Annotated in this window: 17 protein-coding genes; 9 read left to right on the plus strand and 8 right to left on the minus strand. The window is 74.0% G+C overall.

Annotation, left to right across the window (positions count from 1 at the left end):
* Positions 1-31 precede the first annotated feature (31 nt).
* The 5 genes from ACWGIS_RS31130 to glpK all read left to right on the plus strand — a co-directional run bounded on the left by ACWGIS_RS31130 (position 32) and on the right by glpK (position 6,258).
* Positions 32-511: a Zn-ribbon domain-containing OB-fold protein gene (locus ACWGIS_RS31130; protein ID WP_453365826.1), complete on the plus strand. Its 480-nt coding sequence runs from the start codon at positions 32-34 to the stop codon at positions 509-511.
* Between the two features lie 4 nt (positions 512-515).
* Positions 516-1,706 (plus strand): lipid-transfer protein, encoded by a 1,191-nt coding sequence (locus ACWGIS_RS31135; RefSeq protein WP_453365827.1) that lies wholly within the window; start codon positions 516-518, stop codon positions 1,704-1,706.
* Between the two features lie 110 nt (positions 1,707-1,816).
* Positions 1,817-3,463 (plus strand): EAL domain-containing protein, encoded by a 1,647-nt coding sequence (locus ACWGIS_RS31140; protein WP_453365828.1) that lies wholly within the window; start codon positions 1,817-1,819, stop codon positions 3,461-3,463.
* 471 nt (positions 3,464-3,934) lie between these two features.
* Positions 3,935-4,717 carry an MIP/aquaporin family protein gene (locus ACWGIS_RS31145; RefSeq protein WP_453365829.1) on the plus strand — a complete coding sequence of 261 codons (783 nt, stop codon included), beginning with the start codon at positions 3,935-3,937 and terminating at the stop codon, positions 4,715-4,717.
* Positions 4,718-4,740: 23 nt separating this feature from the next.
* On the plus strand, positions 4,741-6,258 hold the full coding sequence (glpK, locus tag ACWGIS_RS31150) for a glycerol kinase GlpK (protein WP_453365830.1): 1,518 nt from the start codon (positions 4,741-4,743) through the stop codon (positions 6,256-6,258).
* A 241-nt stretch (positions 6,259-6,499) separates the two neighbouring features.
* Here glpK and ACWGIS_RS31155 read toward each other — a convergent pair whose 3' ends face one another.
* The 4 genes from ACWGIS_RS31155 to ACWGIS_RS31170 form a co-directional block, all read right to left on the minus strand.
* Positions 6,500-7,105 (minus strand): GTP-binding protein, encoded by a 606-nt coding sequence (locus ACWGIS_RS31155; protein ID WP_453365831.1) that lies wholly within the window; start codon positions 7,103-7,105, stop codon positions 6,500-6,502.
* Positions 7,106-7,364: 259 nt separating this feature from the next.
* Entirely contained in the window at positions 7,365-7,760 is a 396-nt protein-coding gene (locus ACWGIS_RS31160) for a DUF742 domain-containing protein (RefSeq protein WP_453365832.1), read from the minus strand.
* Positions 7,761-7,769: 9 nt separating this feature from the next.
* A complete protein-coding gene (locus tag ACWGIS_RS31165; protein ID WP_358855355.1) occupies positions 7,770-8,210 on the minus strand; it encodes a roadblock/LC7 domain-containing protein in 441 nt (146 codons plus the stop codon).
* Positions 8,207-11,134: a nitrate- and nitrite sensing domain-containing protein gene (locus ACWGIS_RS31170; protein ID WP_453365833.1), complete on the minus strand. Its 2,928-nt coding sequence runs from the start codon at positions 11,132-11,134 to the stop codon at positions 8,207-8,209. The genes ACWGIS_RS31165 and ACWGIS_RS31170 overlap by 4 nt, the downstream gene beginning before the upstream one ends.
* A gap of 626 nt (positions 11,135-11,760) precedes the next feature.
* Between ACWGIS_RS31170 and ACWGIS_RS31175 the strand changes: the two genes are divergently transcribed.
* Complete coding sequence (locus tag ACWGIS_RS31175; protein WP_453365853.1) at positions 11,761-12,288, plus strand: hypothetical protein; 528 nt, start codon at positions 11,761-11,763, stop codon at positions 12,286-12,288.
* Between the two features lie 210 nt (positions 12,289-12,498).
* Positions 12,499-14,055 (plus strand): APC family permease, encoded by a 1,557-nt coding sequence (locus tag ACWGIS_RS31180; RefSeq protein ID WP_453365834.1) that lies wholly within the window; start codon positions 12,499-12,501, stop codon positions 14,053-14,055.
* 61 nt (positions 14,056-14,116) lie between these two features.
* On the opposite strand, the gene ACWGIS_RS31185 is transcribed toward ACWGIS_RS31180, so the two are convergent.
* From ACWGIS_RS31185 to ACWGIS_RS31200, 4 genes are all read right to left on the minus strand, one after another.
* Positions 14,117-18,769, minus strand: a complete 4,653-nt coding sequence (locus ACWGIS_RS31185; RefSeq protein WP_453365835.1) for a hypothetical protein — start codon at positions 18,767-18,769, stop codon at positions 14,117-14,119.
* A 39-nt stretch (positions 18,770-18,808) separates the two neighbouring features.
* A complete protein-coding gene (locus tag ACWGIS_RS31190) occupies positions 18,809-19,687 on the minus strand; it encodes a hypothetical protein (RefSeq protein WP_453365836.1) in 879 nt (292 codons plus the stop codon).
* A gap of 461 nt (positions 19,688-20,148) precedes the next feature.
* Positions 20,149-21,675 carry a hypothetical protein gene (locus ACWGIS_RS31195; RefSeq protein WP_453365837.1) on the minus strand — a complete coding sequence of 509 codons (1,527 nt, stop codon included), beginning with the start codon at positions 21,673-21,675 and terminating at the stop codon, positions 20,149-20,151.
* Between the two features lie 272 nt (positions 21,676-21,947).
* Positions 21,948-22,652: a GntR family transcriptional regulator gene (locus ACWGIS_RS31200; RefSeq protein WP_453365838.1), complete on the minus strand. Its 705-nt coding sequence runs from the start codon at positions 22,650-22,652 to the stop codon at positions 21,948-21,950.
* Positions 22,653-22,827: 175 nt separating this feature from the next.
* On the opposite strand from ACWGIS_RS31200, the gene ACWGIS_RS31205 reads away from it, so the two are divergent.
* Both ACWGIS_RS31205 and ACWGIS_RS31210 read left to right on the plus strand, forming a co-directional pair.
* Positions 22,828-24,147 (plus strand): MFS transporter, encoded by a 1,320-nt coding sequence (locus tag ACWGIS_RS31205; RefSeq protein ID WP_453365839.1) that lies wholly within the window; start codon positions 22,828-22,830, stop codon positions 24,145-24,147.
* A complete protein-coding gene (locus tag ACWGIS_RS31210; protein ID WP_453365840.1) occupies positions 24,144-24,968 on the plus strand; it encodes a putative hydro-lyase in 825 nt (274 codons plus the stop codon). The genes ACWGIS_RS31205 and ACWGIS_RS31210 overlap by 4 nt, the downstream gene beginning before the upstream one ends.
* Positions 24,969-24,972 lie beyond the last annotated feature (4 nt).

Below are 24,972 nucleotides of genomic sequence, written 5' to 3' on the forward strand. Positions count from 1 at the left end.
GTTCCGTCAGATCGCGTTAAGGGGAGGACCTTTGCCGCGTACCCGCACACCGGCGGTGGCCGGATGGTTCACCGCCGAAGAGGACGGCTTCCGGCTGCTCGGCACGCGCTGCTCGGCGTGCGCCCGCGTCTTCTTCCCCCGCGAGGACGTCCGTTGCCGGAATCCCGGCTGCGCCGGGGGCGACCTGGCTGAGGTGCCGCTGTCCCGGCACGGTCGCGTCTGGTCGTACACGGACAGCCGCTACCGGCCGCCGTCGCCCTACGTGTCCGATCCCGAACTCCCCTGGGAGCCCTTCACGTTGATCGCCGCGGAGCTGGAGGCCGAGCGCATCGTCGTGCTCGGGCAGGCGGCGCCCGGGGTCACGGTCGCCGATCTGGTGGTGGGCATGGAGGTGGAACTCGTCCCCGGGGTGCTGAACGAGGACGCGGGGACGACCTGGACGACCTGGCACTGGCGCCCGGCGGAAGCGGGCGGGACGGACGGCCGAGGCGTGTCCGAGGGGCGGGGGTGACGGCGTGACGGGCGACGTGGCGGTGCTCGGCGCGGGCATGCACCCGTGGGGCAAGTGGGGCCGGAGCTTCGTCGAGTACGGGACGGTGGCCGCCCGCGCCGCACTGGCCGACGCCGGCCTCGACTGGCGGGACGTCGGCTCGATCGTGGGCGCGGACACCGTGCGGGGCGGATATCCGGGGTACGTGGCGGGCGCGACGTTCGCCAGGGCGCTGGGCTGGCAGGGCGCCCGGGTGACGAGCGTCTACGCGGCCTGTGCCTCCGGGGCGCAGGCCGTCGACGCGGCGCGGGCGCAGATCCTCGCGGGGCTCGCGGACGTCGTGCTCGTGGTCGGCGCGGACGCGGCGCCCAAGGGCTTCTTCCGCCCGGCCGGCGGGGACCGCCCGGACGACCCGGACTGGCTGCGCTTCCGGCTCCTCGGGGCGACCAACCCGGCGTACTTCGGGCTGTACGCGCGGCGCCGGATGGCCCTGCACGGGGACACGCCCGAGGACTTCGCGCGGGTCAAGGTGAAGAACGCCGCCGCGGGCGCCCTGAACCCGAACGCGCGGTACCGCGCGCGGGTCACGGCCGAGGAGGTCGCCGCCTCGGCCGTGGTGGCGGATCCGCTGCGCCTGCTCGACATCTGCGCGACGTCGGACGGCGGCGCGGCCCTCGTGCTGTGCAGCACGGAGTACGCCCGGCGGCACGGCCGGGCCGGGGCCGTACGGATCCGTGCGGTGTCCACGGTGACCCCCCGCTATCCGCAGACCCTGCTGGACCTGCCGGACATCGCGACGGACTCCGCGGCGGCCGTGGCCGCGACCGGGGAGACGTTCCGCGCGTCGATCGCCCGTGCCGCCTACGAGGAGGCGGGCGTCGGGCCCGAGGACCTGTCGCTGGCCGAGGTGTACGACCTGTCCACGGCGCTGGAGCTGCAGTGGTACGAGGATCTGGGGCTGTGCGCCGAGGGCGGGGCGGCGAAGCTCCTGCGGGAGGGCGCGACGGCGCTCGGCGGACGGACCCCGGTGAACGCGAGCGGCGGGCTGGCGTCCTTCGGGGAGGCCGTCCCGGCGCAGGCCATCGCCCAGGTGTGCGAACTGACATGGCAGTTGCGGGGCGAGGCCGGGGGGCGGCAGGTGGCGGGGGCGCGGGTCGGGATCACCGCCAACCAAGGTCTGTTCGGGCATGGTTCGTCGGTGATCGCGGTGCGGTGATCCGGCGGCGCCCGGACGGGTGTGCGTACCCAGTGTGACCGGGCGGGAATGCTGTGTGAACAGCGTGTGAATCGCGTTCCGGCGTACGCGAGCGGCGCCATCATGCTTCCGTGCACTCCTGGACGGATACTCTCCGCTTCGCCTTCCAGCCGGTGGTCAACCTGACGACCGGAGTGGTCGCGGCGCTGGAGATACTCGCGCGTCCGGAGGCCGGGGACATCCTGGCGCAGGCCCGCCGCGACCCGGAGCTCGACGGGCGGGTGGCCGCGTGGGCCGTGCACGCCGCCGCCCGCAAGGAGACGCTGCTGCCGCTGCACGTCAACGTGTTCGCCGGGACGCTGGCGGATCTCGGGGGTCTGGCCGCCCTGCGCGAGGCCGTACGGCAGGCCGGGCGGATGACGTGGGAGATCACCCTCGACATCGGCCCGCCGTACACGCACGTGCCCCGGCACGCGCTGCTGGAGGCGGTGGCCGGGCTCCGGGCGGAGGGCTTCAGGATCTGCGCCGACGGCGTCGGGGACGGCGACGTTCCCCTGCGGCTGCTCGCGGACCTCGACCCCGAACTCATCAAGCTCGACGCGTCCCTGCTGAGCCGCCCCGCGGCGGTGCGGGCGATGCGCACGTTCTGCGATCACTCGGGCGCGCTGCTGTCCGTCGAGGGCGTCGAGACGGAGACGCAGTGCGCGGCCGCGGTCGCCGCCGGTGCGCAGCTCGCGCAGGGACAGCTGTTCGCCCCGCCGGCGCGGCTGCCCGCCGCCGACGTGTACGTCCCGGCCGTCTCCCCCGCCCTCACGGCCACGCCCCGGTCGGGGCCCTCCGTACGGCAGTTCGTCCGGCCGGCCGCCCTGCTGCCCGCGACGGCGTCGGCGGGACGCGTGCGGGCGCTGCTCACCGGCTCGCCCGAGGTGTCCGGGGTGCTGCTCGTCGACGCGTCCGGGGTGCCCGTGCGCTCGGTGCACCGGTCCCGGTTCCTGCTGTCGATGTCGGGGCGGTACGGGCACGCCCTGTACGCCGACCGGCCCGCCGCCAAGCTCGGTGATCCGCCGCGCACGGTCGGCGTCGACGCGACGGCGTGGGAGGTGCTGGACGTGGTCGCGGGCGGCGACCGGGACCGTACGTCCGACGACGTCGCCGTCGTCGACCGGCTCGGGCGGTGCGTGGGGGTCGTCCGTCTCGCCGACCTCGTACGGGCGCTGGCCGAGAGCCGGGTCGAGGAGGCGGCGGGGCTCAACCCGCTGACGCGGCTGCCCGGTTCGGACGCGATCACCGAGGAGGTGGACCGGCGGATCGCGGCCGGGCGGCCCTTCGCGCTGAGCTGGCTCGACGTCGACCACTTCAAACGGGTCAACGACGGGGCGGGGTTCGCGGCAGGCGACGAGCTGATCCGGTCGGTGGGGCGGGCGTTGCAGCTCGCCGCGTCCGACACCACGCGCGTGGGGCACATCGGAGGCGACGACTTCCTGGTCCTCGCCGACCCCGACGGTCTCGACCAGGTGGCCGCCTCGGTGCTCGACGTCCCCTGGTCGGCGGGCGGGCTGGCGGTGACGCTGTCCCTCGCCACGGTGCTGTGCGCGCCCGGCACCGTGACCGACCACCGGCAGGCCGCCGCGTGCCTCGCACCGCTCAAGCAGGCGGCGAAGGCCCTGCCGGGCGCCAGCTGGATCCTGGGGCGGGCGGGACTGGCCGGTCACGAGGTGCGCCGCGGTCCGGGGCCCATGGCGGCACAGGCGGGGTGCGGGGCGGCCGAGGCGGGATGAGGCGTCCGGGCCGGACGGCCGCGGCGCCGAGGGGCGATGCCCACCGGTCCGGCCGGCGCGTCAACGGCCTTCTCGCGTCCGGGAGTTGACGCGACGGCACCCGCGGCGTACGGGCGGCTCCCGGGCCGGGACCGTCGCGCGGCCGCCGTTCCGCGCCGTCCGCGGGCCGCGGCTCGCACACGGTCGCGAACGGTTCCGGTCGGCGACCTTGACGCCCCCTGAGTGCCGGTGAACACTTCCCGGTGTCAGTCGGCATCGCCGCATTCGGGCGTCTTCAGGCGCTGTACCGCTCGGGTTCCCGCCTGCGCGAAGGGCCATCCCCCCACGGGCGATTCCGCTGCTACGGCACGCTCGTCACGGACGCCGGGCGGGGCGCGGGATCTCCCTGCCCTCGGCCGAAGCGGCCATGGGAAACGCACCCTGCACGGTGGACCGGGGCGGACCGCCCCGGGCGAGGGCCTAGGAGCCGCCATGAGCAACGGAGACATATTCGTCGGTGAGGTCATCGGTACCGCGATCCTCATCCTCTTCGGCGCCGGAGTCTGCGCCGCGGTCACTCTCAGATTCTCCAAAGCGCAAGCGTCGGGCTGGATCGTCATCGCGTTCGGCTGGGGCTTCGCCGTCCTGGCCGGCGCCTACACCGCCGCCCCGCTGTCGGGCGGCCACCTCAACCCTGCCGTCACCATCGGCGTCGCCGTCGACACCGGCGTGTGGGACAAGGTGTGGGTCTACGTGCTCGGCCAGATGGTGGGTGCCATGATCGGCGCCGTCCTGGCCTACCTGGTCTACCTCGCGCAGTTCCAGGCCAACGTCCGCAAGACGGGCACCACGGAGGGGACGGCGGACGAGCCGACGCCGACCCTCGGCATCTTCTCCACCATCCCCGAGATCCGGAACCCGGTCGCCAACCTCCTCACCGAGATCATCGCGACGATCGCCCTCGTGCTGCCGATCCTCGCCTTCGGCAAGAACATCGGCATCGGCATCGGCCCGGTCCCCGGAGAGCAGGGGATCTACGGCTCCGGCATCTCGGTGCTGCTGGTGTCCCTGCTGGTCGTCGGCATCGGGCTCTCGCTCGGCGGACCCACCGGGTACGCCATCAACCCGGCGCGCGACCTGGGCCCGCGCATCGTGCACACGTTCCTGCCCATCCCGAACAAAGGCACCTCCGACTGGGGCTACTCCTGGGTCCCGGTCGTCGGCCCGCTGATCGGAGGGGCGCTCGCGGGCCTCCTCTACAACGCCGCCTTCTGAGTTCGAGCGACCAAGGGGTATCCATGCCGGACAACGCCGAGAAGTACGTCGCCGCCATCGACCAGGGCACCACCTCCAGCCGCTGCATCGTCTTCGACCGGGCCGGCGCGATCGTCGCCGTCGACCAGCGCGAGCACCGGCAGATCTTCCCCAAGCCCGGCTGGGTGGAGCACGACGCCACCGAGATCTGGTCCAAGGTGCAGGCCGTGGTCGCCGGAGCGATCGCCAAGGCCGGGCTGCGCGCCGACCAGCTCAGCGCGCTGGGCATCACCAACCAGCGCGAGACGACGGTGCTGTGGGACCGCGCCACGGGCAAGCCCGTGCACAACGCCATCGTCTGGCAGGACACCCGTACCTCCGCCCTCTGCCACGAACTGGGCGGCACGGACGGGCAGGACCGTTTCCGCGAGCAGACCGGGCTGCCGCTGGCCAGCTACTTCTCCGGGCCCAAGGCGGCCTGGCTGCTGGACAACGTGCCGGGGCTGCGCGCGCGTGCCGAACGCGGTGAGATCGCCTTCGGCACGATCGACTCGTGGCTGATCTGGAACCTGACCGGCGGCACGGACGGCGGGCGGCACGTCACCGACGTGACCAACGCCGGGCGCACCATGCTGATGAATCTGGAGACCCTCCAGTGGGACCCGTCCATCCTCTCCGCGATGAACATCCCGGAGGCGATGCTGCCCGAGATCCGGTCCTCCTCCGAGGTGTACGGCCCCGCCGTGGGCCAACTCGGGGGCGTGCCGGTCGCGTCGGCGCTCGGCGACCAGCAGGCGGCCGTGTTCGGACAGGCCTGCTACGACGTCGGCACGGCCAAGAACACCTACGGCACGGGCAGTTTCCTGCTGCTCAACACCGGCAACCGGCCCGTCCCCTCCAAGAACGGCCTGCTCACCACGATGGGTTACAAGATCGGCGACGAGGCGCCGGTCTACTGCCTCGAAGGCTCGATCGCCATCACCGGGGCCCTGGTGCAGTGGTTCCGCGACCAGTTGGGGATCATCCGCACCGCCGACGAGATCGAGACGCTGGCGGCGAGCGTCGAGGACAACGGCGGCGCGTACATCGTGCCGGCCTTCTCGGGCCTGTACGCGCCCTACTGGCGCTCCGACGCACGGGGTGTCGTCACCGGCCTCACCCGGTACGTCACCAAGGCGCACCTGGCCCGCGCGGTCCTGGAGGCCACGAGCTGGCAGACCCGTGAGGTCGTCGACGCCATGTACCAGGACTCCGGGGTACAGATCACCACCCTGAAGGTCGACGGCGGCATGACCAAGAACAACCTCCTGATGCAGCATCAGGCGGACGTGCTCAGCGTCCCGGTGATCCGCCCGAAGGTGTCGGAGACGACGTGTCTGGGCGCGGCGTACGCGGCCGGCCTGGCCACGGGCGTGTGGAGCGACCTCGACGAACTCAAGACGCACTGGCAGAAGGACGTCGAGTGGACACCGGTCATGGAGTCCGCCGAGCGCGACCGCGAGTACCACAACTGGCACAAGGCGGTGGAGAAGAGCTTCGGCTGGCACGAGGAGGGCGTCTGATCCGACCGGTGGTGCACGCGCGCGTGGGATGACGCCGCCGCGCGTGTACGCCCCGGTCGCCGGTGCTGCGGGCGTATGGGTCCCCGTGGGCCCACGCGCGCGTGCAGGAGTGCGGCCCGTACCCCGGTCGGCGGGGGTACGGGCCGCACGCACGGGCCGCCCGGCGCGGCGCACGGCGTACGGGAGTCCGCCACCACCGCGGCGCCCCCGGGACCGGCGGTGCCGCGCGGGGGACCGGCCGTCAGCCGGTCACGGCCTCACGGCGTACGGCGGCCTGGTCCATCGCGTGCTGGACGACCCGGATGAGCACTTCCTTGGCCGATTCGCGGTCCCGGGCGTCGCAGAGCACCACGGGGACGCCCTCGTCCAGGTCGAGCGCCCGGCGTACGTCCTCGGCCGGGTAACGGGCCGCGCCCTCGAAGCAGTTGACGCCCATCACGAAGGGGATGGAGCGCCGCTCGAAGTAGTCGACGGCGGCGAAGCAGTCCTCCAGTCGGCGGGTGTCGGCCAGGACGATCGCACCGAGGGCGCCGGTGGCCAGTTCGTCCCACAGGAACCAGAAGCGGTCCTGTCCCGGCGTACCGAAGAGGTACAGCACCAGGTCCTCGCGCAGGGTGATGCGGCCGAAGTCCATCGCGACCGTGGTGGTCCTCTTGCCCTCGACGCCGCTGATGTCGTCGACCGGACGCCCCGCCTCGGTGAGCATCTCCTCGGTCCGCAGCGGCCTGATCTCGCTGACCGCGCCGACGAGGGTCGTCTTCCCGACGCCGAAACCGCCGGCGACGAGGATCTTGAGCGTGACGGGCTCGACCGGAGGCTTGCCGCGCTCAGTTCGCCCGAAGATCATCGGTCTCTTCTCCTGCTTCGCTGGGGTCGGGCGGGGCGGACGTGGCCGCCGCGCGGAATGTCGATGACAGGTACGTCTCCGGGGCGGGCATCCGCCGTCTCACGTCCGCCGTGTTCCGTGGCGGTCCCGCCCTCGCGGCCGGGACGCCGTGCCCGCGCGGACGGCGGCGGCACGGGCTCCGGGAGAGCGCTCCGCGACGCGTCCGCGGCGGCCGGGCCAAGGCCGCCGGCCGCTCACGTCCGCACCCCGGTCGCGCCGCTCACAGCGCCCGGAGGCCGCTGATCACATCGCGCAGGATGCTCTCGTCCGGCAGTTCCGCGGGCGGTACGGGGCGGGTCACGTGCACCAGTTCCTCGTCCACGAGGTCGCCGATCAGGACCCTGACCACTCCGATGGGGAGGTCGAGTTCCGCGGCGAGTTCGGCGACCGACTGCGGTGCGTCACGGCAGAGTTCGACGATGTCCACGTGCTCCGGGGACAGCGCCTGGTCCGCCTCGGGGTCGTCCGCGTGGGTCTCCGTGACGACCACCGCGATCAGGTCGAGCCGGTGCTGGGCCGGGCTGGTGGTGCGCCCGCGCGTCATGGCGTACGGACGGACCACCGGTCCGGCTTCGTCGTCGAACCAGTGGCTGGTCCCCTGACCGTCTCCGCTCATGCCATCCCACTACCCGTCGGCGGGCAGATCGGTGCGCGGAGCCGCGCCGAGATGTACGCCGACCCGCTTGACCAGGAGCGTCATCTCGTAGGCGACCTGCCCGATGTCGGACTCGGCCTCGGAGAGGACGGCCAGGCAGCTGCCGTCGCCGGCGGCCGTGACGAACAGGAACGCGTCGTCGAGCTCCACGATCGTCTGCCGGACGCTGCCCGCCTCGAAGTGCCGGCCGACACCCTTGGCGAGGCTGTGGAACCCGGAGGCGACGGCAGCCAGGTGCTCGCTGTCCTCGCGGGTCAGGTCCTTGGAGACACCCGTGGGCAGTCCGTCGCCGGAGAGGACGATCGCCTTGCGGATGCTGGCGACCCGGTCCACCAGATCGTCGAGGAGCCAGTTGAGCTCCCCCGACGTCGCGCTGCTCACGGGGTGCCCTGCGGCCTTCGGTGCGGTCATCGACCGTCTCCCTCTGTCGTTCCTGGTGCTGAGCCGCCGTGGGCATCGTCGCCCCCGGCGTTCTCCTCGCGGCCGCGCTGCCAGCCCCGCTGGAGGGAGGCCATGCGGCTGCGTACGTCGTCGGCGTCACGCTCGGCGGGCGGTGCACCGTCGCTCGCGGTCCGGTCGCGCTCGGTGCGCCGCTCGGGTCCGTCCTTCAGCTGCGGGGCGAGGCTGGCCTGCCGCACCCGGCGGGGCAGCGCGCTCGTGTCCGGGCCCTCGGCGCCGACCGCCGGCCCGGTGGGCGCGACCGTCTCGTCCGTACCGCCCGGCCGGGCGGTACGGCGCCCGCGCGCGGGGGCGGCGGGAGCCCCGCCGGCGTCACCGTTCCGCCCGGGGGTGCCGGGGCGCTCGCTCCCGAGGGGCGCCGCCGCGTCGCCGTGTCCGCCGTCCGGGCCGCCCGGGGCCTCGCCGCGTCCGCCGCCGAAACGACGCGACGACGCGGAGCGTTCGAGGACGGCGCGTGCCGTGTCGGCGCGTGTACCGCGGCGGGCCGCGGAGGGTGCCGCGTCCTGGAAGTCCACGTGCTCCGACGGCAGCGGCTCCACGCTCTCCGGCGGCTGCTCCCCGTCGGCGGCCCCGCGCCGGGACCTCGCCTCCGTCACCGGGCGCCCGTGGGAGCTGACCAGCTTGGGGGCCCTGCGGCGCTGCGGCAACGGCACGGGTGCCTCGGGGCGGACGGGGTCACCGGGGCGCGCGGTCTCGCCCTGGCCCTCACGCGCCTGCTGGTGCTCACCCGGGACACCGGTGATGGAGCGGCGCGGCCGGAAGAGGCCGCCTCCCTCCCCGTCGTCCTCGCCCAGGACGCCGGGCAGGTCGCCCAGGCCGTCGAGGCCGACGGGGGCCTCCAGTTCGACGGGGCCGTCCAGGATCGAGGCCGGCAGGCCCGGCAGCCGTACCGGAACCTGCGCCGTCTTGTGGTCCTGCTCGCTCCCGGCGTCCTTCGCCGGCGTCGCACGGTCGAGACGGAAGCCGGTGCCGTTCGTGTCGGGGACGTCGTCGGTGAGCAGCGCGTCGGGGATGAAGACGACGGCCGTGGTGCCGCCGTACGGGGAGGGCTGCAGGGACACGCGGACGTTCTGCCGCTGGGCGAGCCGGCTGACCACGAAGAGGCCGAGCCGGTCGGTGTCGGAGAGCTCGAACTCGGGGGTCTCGGCGAGCCGGAGGTTGGCGTCGAGCAGCGCCTCGGCGGCCATGCCGAGTCCGCGGTCGTGGATCTCCAGCGTGAAGCCGTTGGCGACGCGCTCGCCGAGCACCTGCACGGCCGTGTGCGGAGGCGAGAACACCGTGGCGTTCTCCAGGAGTTCGGCCACGAGGTGGGTGAGGTCGGCGACCGCCGGGCCGGTGACGGCGACCCGCGGCAGCCGGCGTACCTCGATGCGCTCGTAGTCCTCGACCTCGGCGACGGCGGCGCGCACGATGTCCATGAGCTGGATGGGCTTGCGCCACTGCCGGGAGGGCGCCGCACCCGAGAGGATGACGAGCCCCTCGGCGTGGCGGCGCATACGCGTCGTCAGGTGGTCCAGGCGGAACAGGTCGGCGAGTTCGTCGGTGTCCTCGGTCCTGCGCTCCATGGTGTCGAGCAGTGTGAGCTGCTTGTGCAGCAGGACCTGGCTGCGGCGGGCGAGGTTGACGAAGACCTCGGAGACGCCCTCGCGCAGTTCCGACTGCTTGACGGCGGCCTCGACGGCGGCACGCTGGAGGGTGTTGAGCGCCTGGCCGACCTCGCCGATCTCGTTCTTGTCGTACTCCAGGCGCGGCACTTCCGTCTCCACGTCGACCTGTTCGCCCGCGGAGAGCCGGCGCATGACGCTCGGCAGCCGTACGCCGGACGCCTCGTGGGCCTCCAGCCGCAGTCTGCGCAGGTCGCGGATCAGGGTCCGGCCGATGCGCACGGACAGGAACAGGGAGACGAGCAGGGCGGCCAGACCCAGGACACCCGCGATGGCGGCCTTGACGATGACGTTGACGGCCAGGGGCTGGACCCGGTCCCGGTAGCGGTCCTGCGCCTCGTCGTCCATCCGCTCCAGCTCGACGAGGGTCCGTCCGGCCGTCTCGTCCCAGCTCTTCGCGGTGACCCCGCGGGGCGCGCCCGGGGGCGCGGCGACAACGGCCTGTTCGGCGTTGCGCAGCGGCGCGGTGCCCGCGTTCCGCCAGTAGTGCTCGAAGCGGGCCCGCTCGGCGGCGGGCAGCAACGGCAGGCTGGTGTCGTACAGCAGGCCGCGCTGGGCGACGAGGTCCGAGACGTCGCGGATCTCATCGCCGGTGATCCGGCCCGCGACGAGCGCCGATCCGAGGAGCGCGTCCTCGCGGGAGAGCAGCTCCCGGGCCCGGGCGACGTTGGCCAGCGCCCGGCCCTGCTTGTCCATCTCGACGTCGTCCAGCACGTGGAGGTTGGCCAGGAGGACGTAGCAGGGATCGACGATGCGGTTGTAGAGGTCGAGTGCCTGCGTCCGGTCGACGGTGCCCTCGTCGACGCCGTGGCGCAGCGAGTCCAGCCCGTCGAGGGCGTCCATGATCGAGGCGACGCGCCCACCGGTGCCCTCGCTCATCTCCGCCCGTACGTCCGGGTCCTCGGCGTTCCCGCGGATCTCGGCGACGGCCTTGTCGGTGGCGGCCCTGCTGCGCCTGAGCGCCGCCTGGGCGTCCGAGGCACGGGGGTCGGCGAGGTGGACGAGGCTCTGGCGGCGTTCCTGCTGGAGGACGCCGATGGTGTCCTCGGTGGCGAAGCCGACCTTCTCGACGACGTCGGACACCTCGAACAGGTGGATCGCCTCGCGCCCGGTGAGCACCGTGGCGAAGCCCCAGATCGCGGTCAGGGACACGAGCGGCACGAGTAGCAGCGCCACGATCTTCCGGCGGATGGACTTCCCGCGAAAGCGCATGGCCTCCCCCAGCTCGACCCCCGCCGGCCCGGGGGCACACATGTGCGTCAACAAACGGCGTGAGCCTACTACCGACACAGTGGTATCTCGAAGGGCTGTCCGAACCTCCATCTGCCTTGCACCGCACGGGACATCAGCAGTTGTCCGGGCATTGCGGGAGATTGCCTCCCGGTCGCGGCCCCCGCACCGGGGCCACAACCCGCAGATGTGTCCGCCCGGTTGGCCGGAAACCTTCGGTCGCCGGGAATCTTTGCCGGAGGTCGTTCGTCTTTCTGTACGGGAACGAGGGGCGGAATCAGCCGCATGGTGCCGCGGGCCACGTCCGGGCCGCGTAAAACAGCGCAAGCCGGGCAGCCACTGGGAAGTGGGAGTCCTGAGGCACCAGGGCGAGCGGTCTGCTGGGGATGGGGAGTGACGAGTTGATGGGCACGGTGGAGCGCGAGGCGCTCAGGAGCGGCGTGGCGGCGCCAGTGGCGGCACGACGGGGACCGCAGGCCCCGGATCCCGGCGCCACGACGGACGGACGCGACGCGACGACGGCCGGGCCACGGGGTCCTCACGGCACCGGTGACGCCACGGATCCCCTAGGGACCGACCCGCGCGGGGACGACACCGACGGCGCCCGGATGGTTCCGGCGGACGAGGTCCTGACCACACCCCGGCCCTCGGCGGAGAGCGGTGGCCCGACGGCCGGCCTTGTCGACGGGGAGAAGGGCGCCGGGTACGGCGTAGCGGCCCGCGAGCGCGGCGAGGAGCGTTACTCCTACCGGCCGTTGTGGGTCGAGGAGCCCGCGCGCAGGCGCCGGCTGCCCGATCCGGTGCGTACGGCGGCCGTGCGCGCGGTGATCATCATCGCGGTGACACTCATGCAGGGTGTGGTGGCCTTCCTGTGCACCCTGGCCGGCTCCTGGCTGGCCTTCCCGATGGTCCTGAGCAGCGTCGCGAGCACCGTGGTGGCCACCTGGGCCGCCCTCGACGTCTGGGTCACCCGCCAGGTCTGGAACCAGCGGCACGGAGTGGTGTCCGTCCCGAGCAGCACGGCACGCGCGCTCAGGCGCGAGCGCCGCACCGCCCGCCGGCACGCCCGCACGGCGGAGCGCGCCCAGCAGCGGATACGGCGCCGGAGCGGCGCCCGCCGGCTGTCGCACTCGTAGGAGAGGCGCGGGACGGCGGCCTCGTCCGCGCGGATTCGGTCGAGTCACGCGGGCGCGGGGATTGCCGGACGGGCCCTCCTGGTACGAGAGTTGCGCGTCGGCCTGATGAGGGTGGCGTCGCCGGGCGGCCCGACAGGTGTGGGCATCGACGGGCGGACCGGTGGGGCTCCCGCACGAGTCGTCCCCGCTCGCCGATCCAGGAGGCCGCTGATGACCACCCGTCCGTCCACGACCGGGCACAACGACGACTCAGAACTGGCCGAGTTCGGCTACCGCCCCGAACTCAAGCGCACCCTCGGCAACTTCCACACCTTCGCCGCCGGCATCAGCTACATCTCCATCCTCACCGGCACCTTCCAGCTGTTCTACTTCGGTTACGGCAGCGGCGGCCCCGCCTACTGGTGGTCCTGGCCGATGGTCTTCGCCGGACAGTTCATGGTGGCCCTGTGCTTCGCCGAGCTGGCCGCCCGGCACCCCGTGGCAGGGTCCGTCTACAACTGGTCGAAGAAGGTGGGCAATCCGCACCTCGGCTGGCTGGCCGGGTGGATGATGCTCGTCGCGTCCATCGTCTCCATCGCCGCCGTGGCCCTCGCCTACCAGCTGACGCTGCCGCAGATCTCGTCCGTCTTCCAGTTCGTCGGGGACGGCACCGGGAAGTACGACGTCGCGACGAACGCCGTGGTGCTGGCGGGCGTGCTCATACTCTTCACCACGCTGGTGAACGCCTTCGGCGTGAAGCTCATGGCCACCATCAACAGCGCCGGTGTCCTCATCGAGCTGGTCGCCACCGTCGTCCTCATCGTGCTGTTCGCCGTCCACATCACGCGCGGACCGCAGGTCGTCATGGAGACGCAGGGCCACGGGGCCGGGCAGTCGCTCGGCTACCTCGGACCGTTCCTCGTCGCCTCGCTGGCGTCCGCGTACGTCATGTACGGCTTCGACACGGCGGCCTCACTGGGCGAGGAGTCCCTGGACCCCTCGCGCAACGCGCCCCGTGCCATCCTCCGCGCGATCGTCGCCTCGTTCGTCCTCGGCGGGCTGGTCCTGCTGCTCGCGCTGATGAGCGTCGGCGGCCTCAGGGGCGAGAAGCTGTCCACGGACGGGCTGCAGTACATCGTCCTCGACGTGCTCGGCCCGACGGCCGGCAAGGCGATGCTGTGGTGCGTGCTCATCGCGGTCACGGTGTGCGCGCTCGCGGTGCACACGGCGGCGATCCGGCTGGCCTTCGCGATGGCCCGGGACAACAACCTGCCCGCGTCCGCCCTGATGGCCCGGGTCAGCCCGCGCTTCAAGACGCCGGTGCTGCCCGCGGTGATCATCGGCGTCCTCGCCATGGCCATCCTCGTCGTGAACATCCGCCAGCCGCAGATCTTCACGGTCGTCACCAGCATCGGCATCGTCATGGTCTACCTCGCCTACCTCGGCGTGACCGTCCCGATGCTGGTGGCGCGTCTGCGCGGCACCTGGCGGCCCGCGGGCGACGGCAAATTCTCACTGGGCCGCTGGGGCCTGCCGGTCAACATCCTCGCCGTGCTCTGGGGCACCGCCATGACCGTCAACCTGATCTGGCCGCGGGCCGAGGTCTACAACGCGGCCGCCCCCTACCACTGGTACCTGCGCTGGGGCGCGGTCCTGTTCGTCGCGGTGATCGCCGGCGGCGGGTACGCCTACTACTGGTTCGTGCAGCGGCACCGCACCGGCGTCCTCGCCGAGCACCGGCTGCACCCGCCGGCGCCCGCCCCCGTCGCCGCCCCGGCGACCGACTGACGGCGCCCGGAGAGCCCGGGGCCGGGCACTGTCACCCGCCCCGGGCGAACGCGGCCGGACGCTACGTGGCGCTCGGCGCCGGTCGCTTGTACATCCGCGTCGCGGTGATCTCGCTGTGGCCGGGCTCCCCCGCGGCCGCCTCCCGGGGCAGCCCGGGCCGCAGGTGCTCCTCGACGCTGATGTACTTCAGCCCGGCCCGCAGGTCGGCGTCGTTGCGCAGCCGGATGACGAGCGGGAACTCGGCGAGCGCGGTCGTGTCGAACAGACCGGTGGTGTACAGCAGTTGGACGCCCAGCGCGTCGGACACGGCGCGCTGGAGTTCCAGCAGGTACGTCGCGTTGGCGCGCCCGATGGGGTTGTCGAGGAAGAGCGTCCCGGCGTGCCGGTGCTTGTCGCGGCCGCGGTCGTTGCTGCGCAGCGCCGCCATCGTGCAGTACAGGGCGATGGCGGCAGTGAGCAGCTGGCCGCCGGAGAAGACGTCGCCCATCTGCCCGACGGGGACGCGCTCGGCACGCAGCACGGCGTCCGGCTTGAGGATCTCGACCGCGACGCCCTTCGGGTGGAGGGCGGCGCTGACGCCCCGCAGCAGCAACGACATGCCGTCGCGGCGCATGTCCGAGTTCTTCTTGACGGCGGCCCGGGTGGCCTCGTCGACGACCTCCCCGAGCCGCTCGGTGAGCGTGGCCTGGTCGGGCTCCTCGAAGCGGATGCGCAGGAATTCCTGCCCCGACCACTCGCCGAGCCCCTCGGGCAGCCGGGAGAGCCGCTGCGCGGAGCGCAGGGTGGCGAGCGACGACTCCACCAGCCCCCGGAGGCGGTCGACGATCGAGTCCCTGTTCCGCTCCAGCTGGGCCAACTCGTCGGTGAGCACGCGCAGTCGGGGGGCGAAGGCGTCCGCCCACTTCTGGGCGTGCTCCGGCAGCGCGGCGGCGGGCAGCTCGCGGATCTGCTGCCGCGCCGGGGTGCGGACCTGCTCGTAGCGCGTGGAGTTGGCGTGCCGGACGAGGATGTCGCTCGCCTCGCGCACGGCGGCCTCGGCGGCGGACAGGTCGGCGGCGCAGCCGCGCAGCGAGCGCCGGGTCTCGGCGGCGGCGTGCCGTGCCTCCTCCAGCGTGCCGGGGTAGGGCTCGGTCTCGTCCTGCTCCTCGTCTGCCGGGTGCTCGCGCAGCAGGTCCCGGAGCAGGGCGGCCGTCTCCTCGAAGCCGCCGGCGGCGTCCTCCGCGGCGCGGTGCGCGTCGAGCAGCTCGGTGTGCGCCGCGCGGGCCTGACTCACCGCCTCGGTGCGGGCGGCGAGTTCGGCGGTGGCGGTGCGCAGCAGCGTCTGGGCGTGCTCGGCGTCCCGGGGCGTCAGCTCCTCGGGGAGTTCGGTATGGGCTTCGCCGTCCTCGGGTGCGTGCCGCTCGGCCTCGCCGCGCAGCCGGCCGAGCTGCTCGCTCGCCGTCGACATGCGGGTCTCCAGGAGCTGGACCAGCTCCTCGGCGCGGGCCGCGGCGGCCTGCCGGGAGGGGCCGTCGGAGCCGTCCGGCGATTCCAGGAGCTGTGCGGCGCGTGTGCGCACCTTGTTGCTGAGCCGGTCGAACTCGGCGATCGCCGCGCTCTCGTCGCTCTCGGCCCGGGCCTGTTCGGCGCGCAGGTCGGCGCCGACGCCGACCTTCTCGTAGAGCTGGGAGGCGGCGCGGTAGGCCTCGCGCAGAGCGGGCAGCGAGGACCTGGGTGTGCCGTCGGCGCCGTCGGTGCCATCGGCCTCCATGACGTCGTCGGGCACGCCCGCGATCTCGGCGCGCTCGGCGCGCAGCGCTCGGGCCGTGCGGCGGGCGTCGTCGGCGGCGCGCTGGGCGGCGCGCCGGTCCTCGTCGGCGGCGCGTGCGCGTTCCAGGCAGTGCTGGGCGCGGCTCTCCGACTCGGCGGCGTCGTCGGCGAGTTCCCGCAGCTTGACCTGCCAGGCGGCCCGCTCGCGCAGGCGGAAGGCGAGTCCGGCGAGGGCGTCCGCGGCACGCCGGGCCCGCTGGGCGGCCTCCTGCCGCTCGTCCCGCACGAGGGCCGCCTCGGCGGCCTCCTCGTCGGCCTCGGCGCGGACGGCCCGCGCCTCGGCCAGCTCGGCCTCCGCCTCCTCGGCGAAGGCGCGGGCGTCCCGGGCGGCGCCGGCCAGCTCCACGAGCCGCCCGGCGGGGCATCCGGCACGCCAGGACGCCAGGCGCGCCGCCAGCTCACGGTCCTTGCCGAGCCGGGCCGCGAGGGTGCGGATCTCCTCGTCCCGGCCGGCCGCGCGGACCCGCAGTGCCTGCCGCTCCTCGTCGGCGGCGTGCTCGTCGTGCATGGCCGGGTTCGGCGGTACGAGGAACACGTCCCCGCCGTCACCGGAGCCCGGAGCCGGGGTCGGGGCGAGCAGTGCGGCGGCCGTGCCGACGGCGACGGCGGACCGCGGAAGCAGCGCGGCCTCGGCGAGCGCCTGGCGGGCCCGGGCGTGGGTGTCCGGGTCGGTGATGATCACCCCGTCGACCAGCTCGGGCCGGGCGGCCAGCACGCGGGCGTGGTCGACGGGGTCGACGGCCTGCGCGAGGTAGCGCCATCCGGGCAGTGCCGGGATGCCGTGCTCGCCCAGGTACTCGACGGTGGCCAGCACGTCCGGGCCGGGCGGCAGCAGCCCGCCGTCACCGAGCGCGCCGAGGATCCGCGCGTCGTCGGCCGCGGCGGTCCGCAGGTCGAAGAGCTGGCGCTCGGCGGAGGCGACGCCGTCGTCGAGCATCCGGCGCAACTCGTCGGCGCAGCGGTCCAGTTCCTCCGGGGTGAGCGGGCTCTGCCCCGAAGGGCCCGCCTCGCCGGCGCTCTCGTCCCGCCGGGGCTGCGGCACACCGGTGCGGGCGGGGGCCCCGGGCAGGCCGAGCAGTTCCGTGAGCCGCTCCTCGCCCGCGAGGGCGAGTGCCGTGCGCCGCTCCGCGTCGTGGGCGCGCTCGGCGGCCGTCGCCGCGTCGGCCGCGCGGGCCGCGGTCAGTTCGGCGCGGGACTCGGCGGCGGACGCCTCGCGGGCGTGCTCCGAGGCACGTCGCGAGGCGTCCCGGGCGGTGTCCCAGGCGGCCACGGCGGACTTCTCGGCGTCGCTCGCGGCCAGCGCGGCCCGCGCCGGGTCGGCGTCCGGGGCGCTGTCGTCGAGCCAGCCGGCGCGCACCGCCTCGGCGGTCTCCTGCTCTACCTCGGCCAGCCGCTGGCGCAGATGGCCGATCTCGCTGCGGGCGCGCTGGGCCTCGGTGGCGGCGGCCGTCGCGTCGCGGTGCGCCGCCTCGCCGATCTCCTGGAGTCCGGCGGACCGCTCCTCCTCCTCGTTGGCGAGCGCCTCGGCTCCCTCGGCGGCCCCGTGCAGGGCGCGTACGAGGTCGACGGCGGCCTTCGCCCGGGCGGCGAGCGCGGGTGCCGCGTCCCGCTCGGCCTCGCGGATCGCCGAGGCGACGCGCGCGGAGCGGTCGGCGGCGGCGCGGTGCCGCAGGACCAGTTCGGCGGCCTGCCAGGCGGCGTGCAGGGTCCGCGCGTCGGCGAGTTCCCGCTTCTGGGCCGCTGCGGACCTCTCGGTGGCGGCGAGGGCCAACGAGGCGTGCCGGTAGGCGAGTTCGGCGGCGATCAGCTCACTCCGGGAGCGCGCGCCCTCGGCTTCAGTGACCGTGTGCGCGGCCGCGGTGACCTGCCGGGCGAGGTCGCCCACGCGGTGCCGCTCCTGGACCGACCGCGCGGAGAGCCGCCGGGCCAGTGTGCGGGTGCGCCGCTCGGCGCCCGTGTGGACGTCCCGCGCGCGGCCGCGGGCCTCGGCGGCCTCGACGATCCGCGTGAGGAGGTCCACGGACCCGGCCGTGAAGTCCCGTTCGGCGATGAGCTCGGCGCGCCTGCCGAGTTTGTCGCCGAAGCCGCCGACGAGGTCGGCGAGCCCGTCCGTGTCCCGGGTGTCGGTGACGGCGCGCAGCAGCAGGTCGGTGAAGTCGGAGTCCTTCTTGACCGCGAACAGGCCGGCGGCCTCGCCCTCGTCCGCGTTCATCTCGCGCTGGTAGCGGAAGAGTTCGGGGTCGAGGCCCAGGTCGCCGAGGTGCTCGTTCCAGCGGTCGTGGATCTCCTCCCAGTGCACTTCCAGGTGCGGGTAGGCCTTGCCGGCCTCGGTGATCGCGTCCCGGAAGCCCTTCATGGTGCGGCGCCGCCCCTGCGCGTTGGAGACGCCCTCGACCGGCGGCCGGACGGCGGTGGCCTCGGCGACGGGCAGGTTGTCCAGGCTCAGCCCGGGGCCGGGCCGGAAGGAGTACCAGGCCTCGGCGAACTTCCGCGGGTCGTTGGAGACCTGCCGGCCCCGCCACTCGCTGACCTTGCCGACGACGACGCACTCGCCGGTCAGGGTGTGCTGCCATTCCAGCGCGACGTGTCCGCAGTCGTCCGCGAGGAGGAACTTGCGCAGCACGCCGGAGCTGGCACCGCCCAGGGTGTTCCGGTGGCCCGGCAGCATGACCGAGAAGATCAGCTTGAGCAGGACCGACTTGCCGCCGCCGTTCTCCAGGAAGAGCACGCCCGCGGGTGCCGGGCGGCGCGGCGGCCCGACGGGCTCCTCCTCGAAGAACTCCGCCTGGGTGGGCGCGGGGTCGGGCACGGGCTCGCCCACGCCCCTCAGGTCCAGGACGGTGTCGGCGTAGCGCGCGCCGGCGGGCCCGATGGAGTAGAGGCGGACCCGGGACAGCTCGTACATGGCGGCGGACTCTCGTGATCGTGTGGGGGGGCGGTGCGGTCAGGAGTGGAACGGCAGTCCGGCGTCGGCGACGAGTTCCAGGTCGTCGGTCTGCTCGGCGGGCAGCAGGCTCGGGGTGCCGTCGGTCACCGGGACGACGCCCAGCTCCAGGAGTTCGGCCATGGCCGCGCCGCCCGCCATGTCCCGGACCTGGAGCTGGTAGCGGGCGGTGGTCCGGTACGTGCCCCCGGAGTCGTCGCCGGTGCGCTGCAGGAAGCCGGATTCGGTCAGGAACGCGGCGGCCTTGCCGACGATGCCCGTCGTCGAACCGGCCAGTCTGCGCGCGTCCTTGGTGGCGCCGGTGGAGCTGCGCCGCGCCCAGATCCGCCAGGCGGCCTCCAGGCCCGGCGCGTCCGTCGCCGGGTCGGTGTTCTCGCCGGTCTCGTCGGCCCGCTCCTCCAGGCGCCGGCAGGCCTGCCGGACGAAGGCGTCGACGCCGTTGACCGTGACCCGCCCGATGTAGCCGTCGTCGGCCAGGTCCTCGGGGCGCGGGAACGCCATGGCGGCGACGGCGAGATGGGCGAGGCCGTGCAGGAACCGGTCGCCGGAGTCGGCGGACGTCCGGCGCGCGTAGTCGCCCATGCGGACGGCGAACACGGAGTCCTCGGCGGCGGTCACGGCCATGCCCGCGCGTGGGGAGACCTCCAGGACGACGAGGCCGAGCCCGGCGGCCACGGCGTCCGCGAGCCGGGCGAACGGCGGGTCCTCGCGGTAGCGGCGCAGCAGTTCGGTGTACTCCTGGTCGCGGGCGGGCTGCAGTTTGGGCTGCAGTCCGAACGCGACGAGCCGCGCCGCGTCGGCGGCGTCGGCGGGGGTGACGGCGGCGCTCGCCGGAGCGGCGGCTGCCTCCGGTTCACTCCACTCGACGTGCTCGGTCACGGCTCAGGCTCCTTGGTTCATCGGTACGGGGGTGACGCCCCGGCCGGGGGCGCGGGTTGCGAGGGCGGGCGGACGCGCCGCACCGGCGTGCGCGTGCCGCCGCCCCGGTCCGGCCGCCTCTCCGGAGGGGCCGGGGCAGCGGGCGAGGACGGTCCGTCCCGGGCCCACCCGCGGCGCGGCACCGGACGGACCGGAGCAGCGGGCGAAGACAGTCCCTCCCGCACCGACCGGCGGCGCCGCACCAGTCAGTCCGAGGCAGCAGGCGAAGACGATCCCTCGCGCACCGACGGACGGCGCGGCACCGGACAGGGCCGTCACCCGGCCCCCCGGGTCACCGCGGTGCCGGAGCGGCGCCTCGCCGGCCGGGCGCGGTCGGCGGACGCGAGGCCGGTCACCGGCGCGGGGCCCGGTCCGCGAGCGGCTGGACGGGGCGCGGTCGGCGGGCGGTCGGGGCCGGGTGGTCACGCCGCCTCCGTCCGGCCGGCGGCCATCCCGGCCGCGTCGAGCAGCGCCGTCCCGACGATGAGGTCCGCACCGCCGAACTCGGGATCGTCCAGCTCGGTCCCGTCGTCCACGGCGAACAGCAGCTTCGCCTCGCCCTGGCGGTAGGCGGTGCCGACCGGCGGGCTGGCCGCGTGCACGGCCAGGAGGGCGACGAGGTACGGCAGTTCTGGGTCCTTGCGGCGGGCCTCGGCGAGGAGCCCGGACAGCCGCCGGGGGGCGTCCGCGGGCAGTTCGAGCAGCTCCATGGCGGCGGCCAGCTGCTCCTCGCTGAACCGGCTGTCGTCCGGGGTGGCGATCAGGTCGGGTTCGGGCATCTCGGCGCCGAGGTGCTCCCGCTCCACGGGCGGCGTCAGCAGGATGTCCACGAGGTCCCCGACCCGCACCGAGACGGGCGTGCGCAGCCCGGTGCCGCGTGCGAAGAAGGCGTCCGTGACGCGCGTCGCCTGCTCCACGGGGAGCGGCAGGACGGGCGCGACGAGATGGCCGTACAGGTCGATGCCCGAGGTGGTCATGGGCGTCGCGAAGGCCTGCCGGTCCTGCTCGGCGCGGAACAGCGGCCCCGCCTCCAGGAGCCGGGACTGCAGCAGGGTGTGCCGGCGGATGCAGTCCTTGACGATGTCGACCAGCTCGGCGGCGCGCCGCTTCTGCTCGGGGTCCTCGGACTCGTCACGGGCCTTGCGGATGTTGGTGAGGATCGCGTTCTCGTGGCGGTAGCGGTCGGCGACGTGGTCGAGCGCTTCCGCGATCATGTCGGGGACGGTCTGGAGCCAGTCGACCGCGCGGACGTTGCGCCGTGTCGCGTCCAGGGCCCTGCGCAGCGTCTCCGAGTACTGCACGGTGCGGTAGCGGGCCTGCTCGGCGGCGAGCTGCGCGTCGGCGAGCCTGCCCCGGCTGATCAGCACCTCCAGCTTGACCTCGGCGGCGATCTGCGCGCTCGTGACGTCCGTGTCGAGGGCGCCGACGAGGACGTTGACCGCCTCGTCGGTCGTACGGAGGTAGACGCTCCCCCCGTAGCCGGGCACCTCCTCGATCAGCTTGAAGTCGTAGTCGCGGCGGACGTAGCTGCCGTCGGGCGCGAAGGTGCCGTACACGGCGCGGAAGCCGCGGTCGACGCTGCCGACGTTGATCAGGTTCTCCAGGACCCAGCGGGCCACCCGCTCGTGTTCGGCGACGGGTCGCTGCGGTGCCTGGGCCGCGATGCGGGGGATGAGGCGGGCAACTATCTGGTCGTGGTCGGCGCCCGTGTCGAAGTCCATGTTGAGCGTGACGAGGTCGATGGCGGCGAGGGCCACCTCCGCCATCCCGTACACCGAGTACTCCCCCGCGAGGTTGACCTTGCGGGCGTCGAGATCGTGCAGCGGCGCGGTGCAGGCGAGCGCGCGCAGCCGCCGCGCCAGACCCTCGTCGGCGGCCGGGCCCTGGGCGGGGCGCGGCCCCGCGCTGAGCTGGGGCGGAACACGGTCCGTCGATGCAGGCGAAGTCACGGTGCACAGACTAGGTCCTCGGTCTGACAACGGTCTAAACGACGCAGAAGCGCCCACGCGCCCGCGGCCCGCCCGTCACCGCCGCACCCCGCGGGAGCCGCTCCGCGCACCGTCGCCCCCGCGCCCCGCCTCCTCGCGGGACGCTCCGCGGCCCGCCCTCGGAACCTCCGCTGCCACCCCGGCACGGCACGCCCTCTCGCGGGGCGTTCACCGGCCCGCCCCCGCGCGCGGAGGCACCGGCTTCCCGTGCCCCCGGCCGGCCCCGTGGAGCGTCAGGCCACGCCCGTCCCCGCGTCGGACACGCGCCGCCCGTACACCTCCACCAGCCCTTCCAGCGAGTCGTCGAGGTACTCCGCGAGCAGCTTCTCGGCCTCGTCCCCCCGGCCTGCCTCCAGACTCAGCAGGATCTGCCGGTTGCGGGCCAGGTAGGGCTCGTGGAGCCGACGCGGGTCGTCCACTACGTGGAAGGCCAGGCGCAGTTCGGCGAAGACGCTGCGCATGACCTCGTCGGTGCGGGTGCTCCCGGCGAGCGCCACGAGTTCCCGATGGAAGTGGATGTTGGCCGTGGAGACGCCCTTCCAGTCGCCCTCCCGCGCCGCGCGCCGCCCCTCGGCGACCGCCGCCGCGAGCCCTTCGACGGCGTACGGCGGCGCGCCGAGGCCCCGTACCACGGCGCACTCGACGAGGGCGCGGGTGCGGTAGATGTCGCGCACGTCGTCGACGGTCAACACCCGTACGAAGACACCGCGGTTGAGCTCGTGCACGAGCAGCCGTTCGTGGGTGAGCAGCCGGAACGCCTCGCGCAGCGTGTTGCGGGACACGCCGAGCGCGCCGCCGATGCTGTCCTCGGACAGCCGGGTGCCCGGCGGGAAGAAGCCCTCGGCGATGCGGCTCCTGAGGATGTCCGCGACCCGCTCGGCGGTGCTGGTGCGGCCCAGCAGGGCACGGTCGTCGGCCAGTCCGGTCAGCTCTGCCATGCCCGGGATTCAACCGCAGACGGCAGAACGAGACAACAGGGGTATTGAAGGATCGTTCAACGATCCTCTACCTTGGCGGGCAGGCGCCGACCGCACCCGCCCGGCGCCACCGCTTCCGCACGGCACGGCACGGCTCAGTCCTCACGCACCCTCCGTCCCTCACTGCGAGGTGCCCATGAGCACGACTCCTCCGCCACCGGCCCTGAAGACCGGCCCCTCGGCCGGCCCGGGCGAACCCCCCTCCGACGACGGCCCCTTCGGCTGGCTGCGCGCGCTCGGCCCGCGGGGCCGCCGCGCCTTCGCCGGCGCGTTCGGCGGCTATGCCCTGGACTCGTACGACTACTTCACGCTGCCGCTGAGCATGGTCGCCCTCGCGGCCTACTTCGGCCTGGACAGCGGCCAGACCGGCCTGTTCACCACGGTCACCCTGGTCGTCTCCGCGATCGGCGGGGCCGTCGCCGGTGTGGTCGCGGACCGGATCGGCCGGGTCAAGGCACTGATGATCACCGTGCTCACGTACGCCGTCTTCACCGTGGCCTGCGGCTTCGCCCCCAACTACGAGACGCTGCTGGTGTTCCGGGCCCTGCAGGGCCTCGGTTTCGGCGGCGAGTGGGCGGTCGGGGCGATCCTCGTCGCCGAGTACGCGAGTCCCAGGCACCGCGGGCGCACGCTGGGGGCGGTCCAGAGTTCCTGGGCCGTGGGATGGGGCCTCGCGGTCCTCGTCTCCACCCTGGTCTTCCAGTTCGTCGGTGAGGATCTCGCGTGGCGGGTGATGTTCTGGACGGGCGCGCTGCCCGCGCTGCTCGTCGTCTGGGTCAGGCGCCGGGTGCACGACGCCCCGGAGGCGGCCGCCGAACGGGAGGGGAACCCGCGGAAGGGCTCCTTCGCGGCGATCTTCAGGCCCGGCACGGCCGACGCCCCCGGCCTGCTGCGGACCACCGTCTTCGCGGGGCTGCTGTCCACCGGCGTCCAGGGCGGCTACTACACGCTGGCGACCTGGGTGCCCACCTACCTGAAGACCGAGCGGGGCCTGTCCGTCGTCGGCACCGGCGGCTACCTCACGCTGCTGATCTCCGGGGCCTTCCTCGGCTACCTGACCGGCGGCCACCTCACCGACAGGCTCGGCCGCAAACGCAACATCCTGCTCTTCGCGGTCCTCTCCGCCGTCGGCATCCTCGCCTACGCCCACATCCCCAGCGGCGCCGACACCCTCCTCCTGGTACTCGGTTTCCCCCTCGGCTTCTGCATGTCGGCCATCTTCAGCGGCTTCGGCTCGTTCCTCAGCGAGCTGTACCCGACGGCGGTCCGCGGCACGGGCCAGGGGTTCACGTACAACACGGGCCGCGCGGTGGGCGCCGTCTTCCCCACCCTCGTCGGCTTCCTGGCCGGCAGCTGGGGCGTCGGCGGTGCCCTGGTGTTCGGGGCGGTCGGCTACGCGCTCGCCGCGCTGGCCCTGCTCGGACTTCCCGAGACGCGTGGGACGGAGCTCCGGTGAACCGCACCGCCCAGGACCACCCCGTGACGCTGCGGGACGCCCACGCGCACGCGTGGAGCCCCGCCGACGCGCGTGCGCGCTTCCGTTCGGGCCTGTCGGGACCCACCGCCGGAGTCGCCGCGGGCCACACCCAGGCCAACCTGATCTCCGTCCCCGCCGACTGGGCGTACGACATGCTGCTGTTCTGCCAGCGCAACCCGAAGCCCTGCCCGGTCCTCGACGTCACCGACGCCGGGTCCTGGACCACTCCGCTGGCACCGGACGCGGACCTGCGCACCGACCTGCCCCGCTACCGCGTGTGGGAACACGGCGAACTGGTGGCCGAGCCGACGGACGTGCGGGCCCACTGGCGCGAGGACCTGGTCTCGTTCCTCATCGGATGCAGCTTCACCTTCGAGTGGGCGCTGGCCGAGGCGGGCGTGCCGCTGCGCCACATCGAGCAGGGCCGCAACGTCCCGATGTACGTGACCGGCCGGCAGTGCCGTCCGGCGGGGCGGCTGCGCGGGCCCGTGGTGGTGTCGATGCGCCCCGTCCCACCCCGGCACCTGGCCGCCGCGCTCAGGGAGACCAGCCTGCTCCCGGCGGTGCACGGCAGCCCCCTGTACTGCGGGGACCCGGCGGGTCTCGGCGTCGGGGACCTGTCCGCCCCGGACTTCGGCGAGCCGGTGGACACCGAACCGGACGACATCCCGGTGTTCTGGGCCTGCGGGGTGACGCCCCAGGCGGCGGTCATGGCGTCGCGCCCGCCCTTCGCCCTCACCCACGCGCCGGGGCAGATGTTCGTCACGGACGCCCGCGACGAGCAGTACCGCGTAGCCTGAACAG

The organism is Streptomyces sp. NPDC054842, assembly GCF_053611025.1.

Excerpts from the sequence above, each read along its gene's own strand:
- ACWGIS_RS31145 (WP_453365829.1), top strand. The coding sequence starts at position 3,935 with ATGAGCAACGGAGACATATTCGTCGGTGAGGTCATCGGTACCGCGATC.
- glpK (WP_453365830.1), top strand. The coding sequence starts at position 4,741 with ATGCCGGACAACGCCGAGAAGTACGTCGCCGCCATCGACCAGGGCACC.
- ACWGIS_RS31155 (WP_453365831.1), bottom strand. The coding sequence starts at position 7,105 with ATGATCTTCGGGCGAACTGAGCGCGGCAAGCCTCCGGTCGAGCCCGTC.
- ACWGIS_RS31160 (WP_453365832.1), bottom strand. The coding sequence starts at position 7,760 with ATGAGCGGAGACGGTCAGGGGACCAGCCACTGGTTCGACGACGAAGCC.
- ACWGIS_RS31165 (WP_358855355.1), bottom strand. The coding sequence starts at position 8,210 with ATGACCGCACCGAAGGCCGCAGGGCACCCCGTGAGCAGCGCGACGTCG.
- ACWGIS_RS31170 (WP_453365833.1), bottom strand. The coding sequence starts at position 11,134 with ATGCGCTTTCGCGGGAAGTCCATCCGCCGGAAGATCGTGGCGCTGCTA.
- ACWGIS_RS31175 (WP_453365853.1), top strand. The coding sequence starts at position 11,761 with ATGGTTCCGGCGGACGAGGTCCTGACCACACCCCGGCCCTCGGCGGAG.
- ACWGIS_RS31180 (WP_453365834.1), top strand. The coding sequence starts at position 12,499 with ATGACCACCCGTCCGTCCACGACCGGGCACAACGACGACTCAGAACTG.
- ACWGIS_RS31185 (WP_453365835.1), bottom strand. The coding sequence starts at position 18,769 with ATGTACGAGCTGTCCCGGGTCCGCCTCTACTCCATCGGGCCCGCCGGC.
- ACWGIS_RS31200 (WP_453365838.1), bottom strand. The coding sequence starts at position 22,652 with ATGGCAGAGCTGACCGGACTGGCCGACGACCGTGCCCTGCTGGGCCGC.
- ACWGIS_RS31205 (WP_453365839.1), top strand. The coding sequence starts at position 22,828 with ATGAGCACGACTCCTCCGCCACCGGCCCTGAAGACCGGCCCCTCGGCC.